The sequence below is a fragment of the Streptomyces diastatochromogenes genome, from assembly GCF_002242805.1.
Taxonomy (GTDB): Bacteria; Actinomycetota; Actinomycetes; order Streptomycetales; family Streptomycetaceae; genus Streptomyces; species Streptomyces diastatochromogenes.
Map to the genome: position 1 here is coordinate 131,728 of NZ_MCGQ01000023.1, position 13,969 is coordinate 145,696.

A 13,969-nucleotide genomic window follows, 5' to 3' on the forward strand; every position below is an offset into this window, starting at 1 on the left:
CCGGGGCCGCGTTTGCTGCCCTTGAGGGCAGCACGGACGTTTCCCGACCCTCGGCGGCGCATGGGATGTACCGCCAACCGTGCCGCCGGAGGCCAGCCAATGCGAAACTCCCGACTCCTCCTCCGCTCCGGCCTGACCCTGGCGGCCGCCGCCGCGCTCCCGACCGCACTCGCCGGGCCCTCGGCGGCGGTCTCGGGAATCTCGGTGAGCACCACCGGGTCCACGGTCTCGGTCGTCACCAGCGCATGCGTCCAGAACAACGGCAGTTGGGGCACCGCCTCGCTGCTCAGCAGCGGCCAGGGGAGCTTCTCCCAGGGCCGCCAGGTTGCCCTGTCGGGCACGACCATCAGCCAGTCGGCGGCCTGGTCGGGGGTGAGCCCGGGGACGTACACGGTCGTGGTGGTCTGCTCCAACGGCGTGACCGCCGGCAGCCAGTCCGTGATCGTGTCCGCCGCCTCCGCCCCCACGACCTCGTCGACGTCCGCCGCGGCCCCCTCGCGCGGTGTGATGGGCGGCCTCGGCGGCGCGGCCCGCGACTACCGGACGCTCACCCTGGGCATCGGCGCGACCCTGGTGACCGCCGGCCTGGCCGCCACGGCCTGGTTCCTGCGCCGCCGCTCGAAGCCGTACCGCCTCTGAGACCCCACCGTCAGATCAGCCGGACGGGTCCCCCGTCGGTTCCGGTGCCTCGGCGGGCAGCGCGGTGAACTCCTTCAGGGCCTCGGTCAGCCACTGGGTCCAGAAGGTCTCCAGGTCGATGCCGGCGCGCAGGACCAGGTGGCGCAGGCGGTCCTGCGGGCCGGTCCGGTCCGGCGGGAAGTCGCGCCGCTCGATCTCCTCGTACTCGGCCAACTGCCGCTGGTGCAGCTCCAGATGGCGGCGCAGGTCGGATTCGAGGCCCGCCGTGCCGACCACCGCCGCGGCGCGCAGCCGCAGCAGCAGGACGTCCCGCTGTGGCTTGGGATCCTGGGAGGCGGCGGTCCAGCGGGCCAGTTCGGCGCGGCCCGCGGGCAGAACCTCGTAACTCTTCTTCTGCCCGCGGGCCGGCTGCTCGGCCGGCAGGGTGCGGATGTGGCCCTCGGCCTCCAGCTTGCCCAGCTCCCGATAGATCTGCTGGTGCGTCGCGGACCAGAAGTAGCCGATCGACTTGTCGAACCGGCGGGTCAGTTCGAGACCCGACGACGGCTTCTCCAGCAGGGCGGTGAGGATGGCGTGCGGGAGTGACATGGGCTCATCCTAGGGACGGGCGTACGGCCCCTACAGGGCCGCCGCCAGTTCGGTGCCCTGCTTGATGGCCCGCTTGGCGTCCAGCTCGGCCGCGACGTCGGCGCCGCCGATCAGGTGGACGCTGCGTCCGGCGGCGACCAGCTCCTCGTACAGGTCGCGGCGCGGCTCCTGGCCGGTGCACAGCACGACGGTGTCGACCTCCAGGACCGTGCTCTCCTCGCCCACGGTGATGTGCAGGCCCGCGTCGTCGATCCGGTCGTAGCGCACGCCCGGGACCATGGTCACGCCGCGGTGCTTCAGCTCGGTGCGGTGGATCCAGCCGGTGGTCTTGCCGAGTCCGGCACCGACCTTGGTGGTCTTGCGCTGGAGGAGGTGGACCGCGCGCGGCGGGGCGGGCCGGCGCGGTGCGGCGAGGCCGCCCGGTGCCGCGTAGTCCATGTCGACGCCCCAGTTGCGGAAGTACGTCTCCGGGTCCTCGCTCGCCTTGTCGCCGCCGTCGGTGAGGTACTCGGCGACGTCGAAGCCGATACCGCCGGCGCCCAGGATGGCGACGCGGTCGCCGACGGGGGCACCGTCGCGCAGGACGTCGAGGTAGCCGAGGACGCGGGGGTGGTCGGCGCCGGGGATGTCGGGGGTGCGCGGGGTGACGCCGGTGGCGACGACGACCTCGTCGTAGTCGGCCAGGTCCCCGGCGCCGACCCAGGTGTCGAGGCGTACGTCCACGCCGTGCTCGTCGAGCTGGTGGCGGAAGTAGCGCAGCGTCTCGTCGAACTCCTGCTTGCCGGGGACCTTGCGGGCCACGTTCAGCTGGCCGCCGATCTCGCTCCCGGCGTCGAAGAGCACCACGTCATGGCCGCGTTCGGCGGCGCTCACGGCGCAGGCGAGGCCCGCCGGACCGGCGCCGACGACGGCGACGCGCTTCTTCAGCCGGGTCGGGGAGAGCACCAGTTCCGTCTCGTGGCAGGCGCGCGGGTTGACCAGGCAGGAGGTGATCTTGCCGCTGAACGTGTGGTCGAGGCAGGCCTGGTTGCAGCCGATGCAGGTGTTGATGGCCTCGGGCGTGCCGGCCGCGGCCTTGTTGACGAAGTCGGGGTCGGCGAGCATCGGGCGGGCCATGGACACCATGTCCGCGTAGCCGTCGGCGAGCAACTCCTCGGCCAGCTCGGGGGTGTTGATGCGGTTGGTGGTCACCAGCGGGAGGGACACCTCGCCCATGAGCTTCTTGGTGACCCAGGTGTAGGCGCCGCGCGGGACCGAGGTGGCGATGGTGGGGATGCGCGCCTCGTGCCAGCCGATGCCGGTGTTGATGATCGTCGCCCCGGCGGCCTCGACGGCCTTGGCGAGGGTGACGACCTCCTCCAGGGAGGAGCCGCCCGGGACCAGGTCCAGCATGGAGAGCCGGTAGATGATGATGAAGTCCTCGCCGACCGCCTCGCGCACGCGCTGGACGATCTCGACGGGGAAACGCATCCGGTTCTCGTACGAGCCGCCCCAGCGGTCGGTGCGGTGGTTGGTCTGGGCGGCGATGAACTCGTTGATGAGGTAGCCCTCGGAGCCCATGATCTCGACGCCGTCGTAACCGGCCCGCTGTGCCAGGCGGGCGGCGCGGGCGTAGTCGTCGATGGTGCGCTCGACGTCGGCGTCGCTCAGTTCGCGCGGCACGAAGGGGCTGATCGGGGCCTGCAGCGGGCTCGGGGCGACCAGGTCCTGGTGGTAGGCGTACCGGCCGAAGTGCAGGATCTGCATCGCGATCCGGCCGCCCTCGCGGTGTACGGCCTCGGTGACGGCCTTGTGCTCCTCGGCCTCCGCCTCGGTGGTGAGCTTGGAGCCGCCCTCCCACGGCCGCCCCTCCTCGTTGGGCGCGATGCCGCCGGTGACGATGAGCCCGACTCCGCCGCGCGCGCGGGCCGCGTAGAACGCCGCCATCCGCTCGAAGCCGCGCTCGGCCTCCTCCAGACCGACGTGCATGGAGCCCATGAGGACGCGGTTGGGCAGCGTGGTGAATCCCAGGTCGAGCGGGGACATCAGGTGCGGGTAACGGCTCATCGGGCCCTCCGTGCGCGGTGTGGACGCCTCTGTTGTAGAGGACCCCGAACCCATTGTGCAACTAGTTGCATAAACGCACGGAGGTGAACCCGATCACTCTGTGGCTGTGGCTGCCGTTACGTCACCGGCTTTCGAGCAGGAGGTGCAGTTCCCGTTCCTGGTCCCCCGAGGCCGAGGAGAGGTTGCGCACCGCGAAGAGCGAGTCCAGCGTCCTGTGGAGCCGGTTGATCGCCCAGTAGCTGCCCTGCGCGTCGGCCTCGACGCCGGCCGAGAGCCGGGCGGGCGGCCGGCAGGCGTGGGCGTCGGTGACCTCGAACGTGCCGAGCCACACCATCGGGCGTGTCTCGTGGAGCTGCTGTGGCACGTCCTCGGCGGACCGGTCGGACTCGAAGCACTCGCACAGCGCGTCGAACACGATCCGGGCGTCTTCCTTGCTGCATCCGCTGATCTCGAGGGACACGGCTTCCTCGTGCGATCGCTCACGGGCCATCGTGATCGCTCCTCTCATGGCGGTGGCGCGATACCGCGGGCTCCCCGCGCACCGCGCCACCTCCCCAGAAAACCACCACTTTCCGGAAACGCACCACCTGTCGCGGCGGCGACGCGGCGGGGGTTCTCAGCCGCGCGAGAACTTGTACGTCTTGCTGTCCGTGAGGATGCAGAACCCCGGCGACATGACGATCACCCGCAGGACGCCGGTCCGGCGGTCGTAGTCGATGCCCTCCGTCTCGAAGGTGCCCGAGCAGGAGCTGCGCAGCGGCAGCTGGCGCAGGGCCGTGACATGGCCGGAGACGTCCGCCGAGCCCGGGGTCGCGGACAGGTCGATCTGGAGCAGCGGCTTGGTCATGCCGAAGAGGGAGCCGTCCGGGTCGTCCGAGGAGCACAGCAGGGTCGTCGGGCCGGAGAAGTCGCAGCCCTGGACGTCGCGGACGGCGTGGTCGAGGTTGACCTTGGAGGCCTGCGGGAGGTTCGCCGAGGGCGAGGTGCTCGGGTTGATGCCCGGGGTCGGGAAGACCAGCAGGCGGTTCATGGTGCCCCACTCGCCCGCCAGCATCCACTGGCCGTCCGGCGAGATCGCGTCCCAGGAGTTGTTCAGCGCCTCGCCGGGACTCAGCGCGTGGACGTACTCCGACCAGGCGCCGCCCGGTGCCTGCACACGGAACATCTTCGAGTTGCCGGAGTCCTGCTGGTAGGGCTCGATGTAGTAGCCGTTGTACGAGGCGTCGGGGTCGCCGACGTGGTTCCAGCCTCTGCTGGAGACACCGATGGGGATGGTGCCGATGCCGGTGTACCGGTTGGGGCTGTTCGCCGGGACCTCCACCGAGGTCAGACCCTGGCTCTCGGTCAGCGGGTCGGCGCGGTCGGAGCCGGTCTCGGTCCAGTTGTCGGCGGCGGAGGCCGGGGCGGGTGCGGCGAGGGACACCACGGCTGCGGTGGCCAGGGTGACGAGTCCGGCGAGGACTGTGTGACAACGTTGCCGGACGGACGGGGACGCGGGCATGGCCGACTCCTCGAACGGGGGGGGTGGGGCACTCGGTCGGCGCACAGTCTGACGGGGCTCGATGGTCATGTACAGACCAATGGAGCAACATGAGGGTGAACTCTCCCGGCCCCGGGGACTTGCCTGCCGGTCACGGGGGTGGTTACTTCGGCGGACGTCCGCCGCCGTGTTGAGAGATGGTGGAGATAGTCGGCGACGGCGTCGGAGAGTCGCGTGTGAGCGCGGTAGAACAAGGGGAGTCGGCACGGGGGACGACGTGCCGTGCGGACTGGCGAAGGCGGTGCATGGCATGAGTGCAGCCGAGGCTCCGGTGGCCGAGGGCGGCGGGCCGGTGCGGCCGAGCGGGCTGCTCGACGTACTGAGCGTCGCGTCGGTGGTGCTGGACGCCGAGGGCCGCATCGTGCTGTGGAGCCCCCAGGCGGAGGAGCTGTTCGGCTATTCGGCGCCGGAGGCGCTGGGGCAGTTCGCCGCCCGGCTGATGGTGAACGACGAGCACATCCAGATGGTCGGCAAGCTGTTCGCCGATGTGATGCAGACCGGTCAGAGCTGGGCCGGGGCGTTCCCCGTCCGGGTCAAGGACGGCGGCACGCGTCTGGTGGAGTTCCGCAACATGCGCCTGCTGGACGACCAGGGCGACGTGTACGCGCTGGGGCTCGCGGCCGACCGGTCCACGGTGCGCCGCCTCGAACAGGACGTGGCGCTGTCCGAGCGGATGGTGAAACAGTCACCGATCGGATTCGCCGTGTTCGACACGGACCTGCGGTATGTCTCGATCAACCCGGCCCTGGCGAAGATCAACGGCATCCCCGCCGCGGAGCACGTCGGGCGGACCGTCGGCGAGATGCTGCCGCTGCTGGACGTCGACGCCCTGGAGGGCGCGGCCCGCCGGGTCCTGGAGACCGGGGTGCCCCTCGTGGCCCAGTCCACCATCGGCCGGACCCCGGCCGATCCGGACGAGGACCACGCCTGGTCGGTGTCGCTCTACCGGCTGGAGGACTCGGTGGGCACGGTGCTCGGCGTCGCGGCCTCGGTGGTGGACATCACCGAGGCCCACCGGGCGCGCATCGAGACCGAGACCGCGCGGCGACGGCTCGCCGTCATCGCCGACGCCTCCACGCGCATCGGTACGACGCTGGAGCTGGAGCGCACGGCGTTCGAACTGGCCGAGGTCGCCGTGCCCGCGCTGGCCGACGTGGCCGCCGTGGACCTGCTGGACGCCGTCGTGGAGGGCCGGCCCAGCACGCTCGGCCCGTCGGAGGACGCGGTGATCCGGGCCCTGGCGCTGCGGGCCGACCAGGAGTCGGAGGCCGTCCGGGCGGCCGACGCGCCCGGCCGGATCGCCCGGTACGGGCCCGACCGGCTGGTCACCGAGTGCGTCCGTTCGGGTGAGGCGGTGCTGGTGCAGCAGGTGAAGGACGAGGACCTGCCGCGCATCGCCCGCTCCCCCGAGGCGGCCGCCCTCCTGGGCCGGGCGGGCCTGCACTCGTATCTCGCCGTGCCGCTGATCGCGCGCGGCGAGGTGCTGGGCGCCCTCGACCTCAAGCGCACCCGCAATCCGGCGCCCTTCGACGCGGACGACGTCCTGCTGGCCCGGGAACTGGCGGCCCGGGCGGCCGTGCAGATCGACAACGCCCGCTGGTACCAGAACGCCCGCAACACCGCGCTCACCCTGCAGCGCAGCCTGCTGCCCAGCCAGCCGCCGGTGACGACGGGCCTTGAGGTGGCCTCCCGCTATCAGCCGGCGGGCGCCACCAGCGAGGTCGGCGGCGACTGGTTCGACGTCATCCCGCTGGAGGGCGGCCGGACGGCACTCGTGGTCGGCGACGTCATGGGCAGCGGCATCAACGCCGCCGCCACCATGGGCCGACTGCGCACCGCGACCACCACGCTGGCCGCGCTCGGCCTCGACCCGGCGGTGCTGCTGGAGCACCTGGACAAGACGACCTCGGCCTGGGACCACTCCATCGCCACCTGTGTGTACGCCGTCCACGACCCGCATCTGCGCCAGTGCCGGATCGCCAACGCCGGCCACCTCCCGCCGGCCCGGGTGCGTCCCGGCCACCCGCCGGAGCTGCTCGACCTGCCCACCGGGGTCCCGTTGGGCGTGGGCGGGGTCGAGTTCTCCACCGTGACGGTCGACTTCGAGCCGGGCGACGAGCTGGTGTTCTACACCGACGGGCTGGTCGAGACCCGCTGCCACTCCCTGGACGAACGCCTGGACTTCCTGCTGTCCCTGCTCGACGACCCCGGCCGCCCGCTGGAGGAGGCCTGCGACCTGCTCCTGCGGACGCTGCACCACCCCGACAACCACGACGACGTGGCCCTGCTCATCGCCCGGGCACAGGAGCTGCGGTAGGCCGCTACTCCCGTACGCCGATCACCACATGGGCGTACGCCTCGTCCGACACCGCCAGACGGGTCGTCAGACCGGCGCGCGTGAACGCCGCTGCGGCCGCCTGTGCCTGGCGTTCGCTGGCCTCGGTCAGGAGGCAGCCGCCGGGCGCCAGCCACCCGGGTGCCCCGGCGGCCACCCGGCGCAGTATGTCGAGGCCGTCCGCGCCGCCGTCGAGGGCGGTCTGCGGCTCGTGGTCGCGGGCCTCCGCCGGGAGGAGTGCCACGTCGGCGCTGGGGACGTAGGGCACGTTGGCCGTGAGGATGCCGACGCGGCCCCGCAGGCCGGCGGGCAGGGCGTCGAACAGGTCGCCCGCATGGGCCCGGCCGCCGTAGGGAGCGAGGTTGCGGCGGGCGCAGCGCACGGCCGCCGGGTCGATGTCGGCGGCGTGCACCTCGACAACGCCCAGTGCGGCGGCCAGGGCTGCGCCGAGCGCACCGGAGCCGCAGCACAGGTCGACGACGACCCGTGCCTCCGGGGCCTGGGCCAGGGCCTGGTCGACCAGGAACTCGGTACGGCGGCGGGGGACGAAGACGCCCTCGTCCACCGCGATGCGCAGACCGTGGAACTCGGCCCAGCCGAGGACGTGTTCGAGCGGGAGTCCGGCGGCGCGCCGGTCCACCATCGCGGACAGTTCCTCGGGGGTACGAGCCGTGGTGAGGAGCAACTCCGCCTCGTCCTCGGCGAAGACGCACCCGGCGGCGCGCAGCGCGGAGACGACGGCGGAAGGGGAGAGAGGGGGCAGGGAGGGCAGAGCGGGCATGGACGCCGAGAGCCTTTCGGGAACCGGGAGGCGAAGGGCGCTCTCGCGGTCACCTGTGGCGGTGGACCGCGCTGTCACAGAAAGCTGTCACAGATAGCTGTCACAGAAGGCTGTCACCAGGAGAGAGCACCCCGACTGACACTGCGGTAATGGGTCTCACCTCCTCGGCAGCCTGGGGCCGCGTACCGTCCGCGGCCGGACGGCCACCATACCCCAGGGCCCGGATCGGCCGTCGTCCGCGCCGAGTTCGAAACTGCCTGGCGCGGCCGGGTGCGGCCCGTTACGATCGCCGCGATGACCACTCACTCTGCTGTCAGATTGGGGGTCCCGTCCGCGCAAGGTGAGTGCTGATGCTCACTCACACCGCGTACGGGGACTCCCGACTCTCCTTGTGGCTGCGCGTGCGCGAGTTCGCCGTGCCGCCGTCCATGATCGAGACCGCGACCGTCCGGCGCCGCGCCGGGGACTGGGCGGGGGCGTGTGCCGCCGCCGGTGTCGACGTCGATCTCGATCTGCGTTCCGTCGCCGGCACCCACGGCCGGGACCTCGCGGCCCGGGTCCGCGCCGACCTCCGCCACCTCGCTCCCGACCTGCTGCGCTGGCACATGCCGAGGATCGCGCCCGACGGGCTGCTGCGCCCGGGGCTGACCCTCACGCTGGCCCAGTACGACGGCCTGGGGCGTGCCGGGGACGGTCCGGTGCACCTGGTGGCCCGGACTCCGCCCGCCTGGGCGGACGCCGGTCAGCGGATCGGTCTCGCGCTGTGGGACGGATCCCGCGCGGGCACCGCCCGGCATCCGCATCCGCATCCCAGCCGACGGTACCGGCTCGATCTGCACCGACACCTGTGGGATGCGCGCAGGGCCGGTGAGCTGCGGGTACGGTCCGGGGCCGACCGGCCGGTGACGGACCGGGAACCGTGGGGTCTGGAGCCACCGGACCTGGGGCTGCCGGACCTGGTACCGCCGGGACCCGTGACGGACCGGGAGCCACCGGACCTGGAGCCACCGGACCTGGTACCGCCGGGATCCGGCTGTGCCATCGGCCGGTGGGCGGCCGAGGCCGCCGTGCTGCTCGGCTCGCTCGGCTCGGGGGACCGGTCCGCCGGCACCTTCGTCGTGCGGCTCGGCGGCCGGCGCCGGCTGGTGCTGGACCTGGCCGGGGACGACGACGGTGCGGCGCCGGCCACCCTGCGGGTCGCGGCGTCGCTGCCCAAGGGCGGCGTGTCCGCGCTGCCCGTCCTGCCCGACGCGGCGACCTGGGTCCTGCCGGACCTGGAGCTGCTGCGGGCCGGTCTGCTCGCACCCGACCACCTGCACCCGCTGGTCGCGTCCGCGCTCGTGCCGGATCACACACCGTCCGGTCCGCCCCGCCCTCCCGACCCGGCGGGGGCACCACGGTTCGTGGAGTGCCGGGGAGCCCGGCACCGGATCGGCCTGGTCGACGGCGTGCTGGCCCCGCTGGACCACGCTCCGGAGGAGATCCGGCGCGAGGAACTGCTGGTCGCGCTCGGCGGACCACCGCTCCCCTGCCTGCGGGCCATCGACGAGGCACACCGGCGTCCGGACTGCCTCACGGGTGTCCGCGAACGTCTGGACCACGGCGACACCGCGGGCGCGCTGGCCGTGGTCGAGGGCCTGCTGGGTCCCGACGCGCTGCTGCGTGACGGCTCCCTGCGGGACGAGCTGGAGGCGGCCGCGGCCCGGAGGATCGCGTACGGGCTCTACCGGGCCGGTCTGGTCGGCCCCGGCCGCACCCCTCCCCGTCCGGACCGTCGCACCACCCGGCACCACCGCCGTCACCCCCGCCACGCGACCTTCCTTCGCTGAACCCCCTTCTCTTCCCGCCGACTTCACACCCTAGGTGACCACATATGTGCGCATACGCTTCCTTTGCCATGCCCGACACTCCCACCCACCCCTCTCAACTCGACGTCGCCGCCGACCTGTTGGCCCTGTTGCGGGACGCGAGCACCGAACCCCGCGCCGACACCCAGCTGGAGGCGCTGACCCTGGCCGTGGCCGCCGATCTCCCCGTGCTGCTGTGGGGTGAGCCGGGCATCGGCAAGACGGCGGCCCTGACCCAGCTCGCGAGCGCCCTGGACCTGCCGCTGACCACCGTGATCGCCAGCGTCCACGAGCCGTCCGACTTCTCGGGGCTGCCCGTCGTAGGAGACGACCCCGCGGAACAGGGGGTCCCGATGGCGCCGCCGGACTGGGCGGTACGGCTGGTCCGGGCCGGGCGCGGGCTGCTGTTCCTGGACGAGCTGTCCACCGCGCCGCCCGCCGTCCAGGCGGCCCTGCTCCGGCTGGTGCTGGAGCGGCGGATCGGCGCGCTGCGGCTGCCGCCCGGCGTGCGGATCGTGGCCGCCGCCAATCCGCGCTCCTCGGCCGCCGACGGCTGGGAACTGAGCCCGCCGCTGGCCAACCGGTTCGTGCACCTCCAGTGGACGCACGACCACGACGTCGTCGTACGCGGCCTGGGCGGGACCTGGCCCCGGGCCACCCTGCCCCGGCTCGATGCGGAGAAGCTGCCGGAGGCCGTGGACTTCGCGCGGCGCGCGGTCTGCGGTTTCCTCACCGCGCGCCCGGCGCTGGTGCACCGGCTGCCCAGCGGTGAGACGCGCCGGGGCGGTGCCTGGCCGTCGCCCCGCAGCTGGGAGATGACCCTGCGTCTGATCGCCTTCGCGACCGCCGCAGGCTCCTCCCGCGAGGTGCTGTCCCTACTGGTCCGGGGCACCGTCGGGGACGGGCCCGGCCTCGAAGTGCTGGCGAGCCTGGACCGGATGGACCTGCCGGACCCCGAGACGCTGCTGGCCGACCCCGCCGGTGCCGTGCTGCCCGAGCGCGGGGATCTGCGGCAGGCCGCGCTGGACGGCGTGGTGGACGCGATCCGCAAGCGGCCGGAACGGGCCCGCTGGGACGCGGCGTGGGCGCTGCTGGTCCGCGCGCTGGAGACCGGGGCCCCGGACGTGGTGGTCGTCCCGGCGACCACGCTGGCTTCCCTGCGGCGGGAGGACTGGGACGTACCGGAGGCGATCGAACGGCTCGCCGGCGTGGTCTCCCTGTCCCGGCGCGCCGACGAGGCCGCCCGCCGGTCCGCGGTCGCGACCGGGGCCCGTCGATGACGGACGACGCACCCGGGGCGCTGGACCTCGGCAGGCTCTTCGCCGCCCGGCTGCACGCGGCCCGGGCGCGGCCCTACCTGGCGACGGCCCTGTTCGCGCTGCACCCCGTCGAGTCGCGGCAGGTGCCGACGATGGCCGTCGACCGGCACTGGCGGTGCTACGTCTCCCCGGCCTTCGTGGACCGGACCCCCGTGGAGGACCTCGCCGGGGTGTGGGTGCACGAGGTGGCGCACCTGCTGCGCGACCACCACGCACGCGGTGACCGGGTCGCCCGGGAGCGCGGGCTGCACGGCCCCGGGGAGCGGCTGCGGATGAACATCGCGGCAGACCTGGAGATCAACGACGACGTGTACGGCGACGGGCTGGTACGGCCGCGAGGAGCCGTCACCCCCAGGCAACTGAAGCTGCCCGAGGGCGAGCTGATGGAGGACTACCTGCGGCTGTTCCGGCTCGGGCCACGGATGCAGGCGCTGGCCTGGCTGGACTGCGGGAGCGGCGCCGACGGCCTGGAGCGGGAGTGGGACCTGGGACCGGACGGCGCCCACGGGCTCAGCGAGCAGCAGCGGGACGCGGTGCGCTTCCGGGTGGCGCAGGGCATCACCGGCGCGCCGGGGGACGCGCCCCAAGGGTGGCAGCGGTGGGCCGAGGAGGCGTTCCATCCGCCGCAGCCCTGGCGGGAGTTGCTGGGTGCGGCGATGCGCTCGGCGGTCTCCGGCGCGGGCTCGGGCGACGACTACAGCTACGGTCGTCCGGCGCGGCGCTCGGCCGGGGTGCCCGGCGTGGTCCTGCCGAGTCTGCGGCGCAGGCCACCCCGGGTGTGCGTGGTCGTCGACACGTCCGGGTCGGTCAGCGACGCCGAACTGGGCAGCGCGCTCCTGGAGGTCGCCGCGATCTCCCGGGCCGTGGGCGGCCGGCGCGACCTGGTCACCGTGGTGTCGTGCGACGCGGCGGCCCAGACCGTGCACCCGCTGTGCCGGGCCGAGGGAATCCCGCTGGTGGGCGGCGGAGGGACGGACCTGCGGTCGGGCTTCGCCCAGGCGCTGCGGGCCCGGCCGGGCCCCGACGTGGTCGTGGTCCTGACGGACGGGCAGACGCCGTGGCCCGAGGCGCGGCCACCGTGCCGGACGGTGGTGGGCCTGTTTCCCCGGCAACGGTCCGGTGGCGGGTCCCGGGACGAGGAGAACCCCGAGTACCGGCCGGACACGCCGCCCGAGTGGGCGCGGGTGGTGACGATCGGGCCGGCCGGTCGGTGAGCCGCAAGCCGGAGGGGCGCCGTCCGTCACCGGGCGGCGCCCCTTCTCCCCGTGCGTCGGCCGTTCAGACGCCGACCGTCTCCTCGACCTCTTCCTCGGCCTCTTCTTCATCGGCCTGCTGCCGGGCCTGCTCCGTGCTCGGTGCGGGCTCGGGAAGAGCGGCCGCCTGCCTGGGCGCCCGGGCACGCTCGTACGCGGCCGCGATCGCGGTCATCGCGAGGCCGGCGAGCAGCCAGACCACGAGCGTCCACACGTTGCGGGCGAGGCCGTCGTCGCCGAAGTACAGCAGGCTGCGGATGCCCTCGACGAAGCCGGCGCCGTTCCAGAAGGCGTGCAGGGTGCCGAAGAAGCCGTTCTGCAGCTCGGGCCGGAACAGGCCGCCGGAGCTGGTGAAGTTGAGCATCACGAACAGCACCATCATGGTCAGCGTGGTCCACCGCTTGAGGAAGGTGTGCAGTCCGACGCCGATGAAGAGGATGCCCGCCGAGTAGAGCCACGCCATGCCCCACACGCTCGCGAGGCCGTGGTGGGCGAGGTGGAACACCGGCCCGGCGAGCAGTGCGCCGATGCCGCTGACCACCGCGGAGACACCGAGCGCGAGCAGCGCCCGTATCCGCATCGGGAGCGTGGCGCCCGCGGCGCCGAGGGCGGCGACCGAGGCGTAGGAGCCGATGCTCAGCGCGATCAGCAGGAAGAACAGGCCCTGGCCTGTGGGGTCGTCGGCGACCGGCGCGGCCACGTCGGTGACCTTCAGCGGGACGCCCTCCTTCGCGGCGACCGGCGTGAAGACCTTCTCGACGGCCGTGGCACCCATGTCGGAGGCGGCGGTGGCCACCAGCAGCTCGGGCGCCTTGGTGCTCGGCACATAGGCGCCGGTGACATCCCGGGACTTCAGCAGGTCGACGGCGGCGGCGCGGGTGGCGACGGTGCGGATGTCGAGCTTGTCCCCCGCCGTGTCCTTGACGGTCTGGGCGAACACCTTCGCCTGCGGTCCGGCACCGACCACGGCGACGGGCAGGTGGTTCGGCTCCGGGGTCACGAAGGCCCCCATGTACGCGAGCCCCATGCCCAGGCACATCAGCAGCGGGGTGATCAGGTGCGTGAGCACATGGCGGAGCGCTGGTGACCTCATCGGGCACGACCTCCAATAGTTGGCTTATACAACTTTCGCTTCAAGTTGTACTATACAACTAGAACGACGGAGGAGGTATTCCGGTGACAGCGGAGACGGCCATCGAGACCATCCAGCGCGAGATGACGATCTTCGCCCGCCGGGCCCGGGCCTCGGCGGGACGCATGCACCCCGAGCTGTCGCTCGTGTCCTACACCCTCCTCGGCCACCTGGAGGAGAAGGGCGGCTGCCGGGCCACCGACCTGGCAGCGCACTACGCCCTGGACAAGTCCACGGTCAGCCGCCAGGTGGCCGCGCTGGAGCGGGCCGGGCTCATCGAGCGGCGCCTGGACCCGGAGGACCACCGGGTCCAGGTGCTGCACCTGACCGAGGCCGGCGAGGAGATCCTCGCGCAGGTCACCCGGAGCCGGCGGGCCGCCTTCCGGGAGCGGCTCACCGGCTGGCCGGAGGAGGACCTGATCCGCTTCGCGGCCTACCTGGAGCGGTACAACGCCAGCCCGTCCGACGCCGACTCGGACTGAGTGCCGG

12 protein-coding genes are annotated in these 13,969 nt (G+C 73.0%); 6 read left to right on the forward strand and 6 right to left on the reverse strand.

The annotated features are described in order from the left end of the window. Nucleotides 1–99: 99 nt before the first annotated feature. Nucleotides 100–639: a hypothetical protein gene (locus tag BEK98_RS26895; RefSeq protein ID WP_094219250.1), complete on the forward strand. Its 540-nt coding sequence runs from the start codon at nucleotides 100–102 to the stop codon at nucleotides 637–639. A gap of 15 nt (nucleotides 640–654) precedes the next feature. Here BEK98_RS26895 and BEK98_RS26900 read toward each other — a convergent pair whose 3' ends face one another. From BEK98_RS26900 to BEK98_RS26915, 4 genes are all read right to left on the reverse strand, one after another. Beyond that, nucleotides 655–1,227 carry a PadR family transcriptional regulator gene (locus BEK98_RS26900; protein ID WP_094219251.1) on the reverse strand — a complete coding sequence of 191 codons (573 nt, stop codon included), beginning with the start codon at nucleotides 1,225–1,227 and terminating at the stop codon, nucleotides 655–657. Nucleotides 1,228–1,257: 30 nt separating this feature from the next. After that, nucleotides 1,258–3,273 carry an NADPH-dependent 2,4-dienoyl-CoA reductase gene (locus BEK98_RS26905; RefSeq protein WP_094219252.1) on the reverse strand — a complete coding sequence of 672 codons (2,016 nt, stop codon included), beginning with the start codon at nucleotides 3,271–3,273 and terminating at the stop codon, nucleotides 1,258–1,260. 121 nt (nucleotides 3,274–3,394) lie between these two features. Next, nucleotides 3,395–3,763 (reverse strand): hypothetical protein, encoded by a 369-nt coding sequence (locus tag BEK98_RS26910; RefSeq protein ID WP_094219253.1) that lies wholly within the window; start codon nucleotides 3,761–3,763, stop codon nucleotides 3,395–3,397. Nucleotides 3,764–3,889: 126 nt separating this feature from the next. Beyond that, complete coding sequence (locus BEK98_RS26915) at nucleotides 3,890–4,774, reverse strand: hypothetical protein (RefSeq protein WP_094219254.1); 885 nt, start codon at nucleotides 4,772–4,774, stop codon at nucleotides 3,890–3,892. Between the two features lie 289 nt (nucleotides 4,775–5,063). Between BEK98_RS26915 and BEK98_RS26920 the strand changes: the two genes are divergently transcribed. Continuing rightward, nucleotides 5,064–7,130 carry a SpoIIE family protein phosphatase gene (locus BEK98_RS26920; protein WP_208643240.1) on the forward strand — a complete coding sequence of 689 codons (2,067 nt, stop codon included), beginning with the start codon at nucleotides 5,064–5,066 and terminating at the stop codon, nucleotides 7,128–7,130. Nucleotides 7,131–7,134: 4 nt separating this feature from the next. Here BEK98_RS26920 and BEK98_RS26925 read toward each other — a convergent pair whose 3' ends face one another. After that, nucleotides 7,135–7,929: a putative protein N(5)-glutamine methyltransferase gene (locus BEK98_RS26925; protein WP_094219255.1), complete on the reverse strand. Its 795-nt coding sequence runs from the start codon at nucleotides 7,927–7,929 to the stop codon at nucleotides 7,135–7,137. 350 nt (nucleotides 7,930–8,279) lie between these two features. Between BEK98_RS26925 and BEK98_RS26930 the strand changes: the two genes are divergently transcribed. The 3 genes from BEK98_RS26930 to BEK98_RS26940 all read left to right on the forward strand — a co-directional run bounded on the left by BEK98_RS26930 (nucleotide 8,280) and on the right by BEK98_RS26940 (nucleotide 12,309). Then, nucleotides 8,280–9,758: a hypothetical protein gene (locus BEK98_RS26930; protein ID WP_094219256.1), complete on the forward strand. Its 1,479-nt coding sequence runs from the start codon at nucleotides 8,280–8,282 to the stop codon at nucleotides 9,756–9,758. Nucleotides 9,759–9,826: 68 nt separating this feature from the next. Then, nucleotides 9,827–11,056, forward strand: a complete 1,230-nt coding sequence (locus BEK98_RS26935; protein WP_094219257.1) for an AAA family ATPase — start codon at nucleotides 9,827–9,829, stop codon at nucleotides 11,054–11,056. Then, entirely contained in the window at nucleotides 11,053–12,309 is a 1,257-nt protein-coding gene (locus BEK98_RS26940; RefSeq protein ID WP_094219258.1) for a vWA domain-containing protein, read from the forward strand. The genes BEK98_RS26935 and BEK98_RS26940 overlap by 4 nt, the downstream gene beginning before the upstream one ends. Nucleotides 12,310–12,373: 64 nt before the next feature. Here the strand turns inward: BEK98_RS26940 and BEK98_RS26945 are convergent, their stop codons facing one another. Next, entirely contained in the window at nucleotides 12,374–13,441 is a 1,068-nt protein-coding gene (locus BEK98_RS26945) for an ABC-2 transporter permease (RefSeq protein WP_094219259.1), read from the reverse strand. 122 nt (nucleotides 13,442–13,563) lie between these two features. Between BEK98_RS26945 and BEK98_RS26950 the strand changes: the two genes are divergently transcribed. Continuing rightward, nucleotides 13,564–13,962, forward strand: coding sequence for a MarR family winged helix-turn-helix transcriptional regulator (locus BEK98_RS26950; RefSeq protein WP_167444275.1), 399 nt, complete (start codon nucleotides 13,564–13,566; stop codon nucleotides 13,960–13,962). Nucleotides 13,963–13,969: the final 7 nt, after the last annotated feature.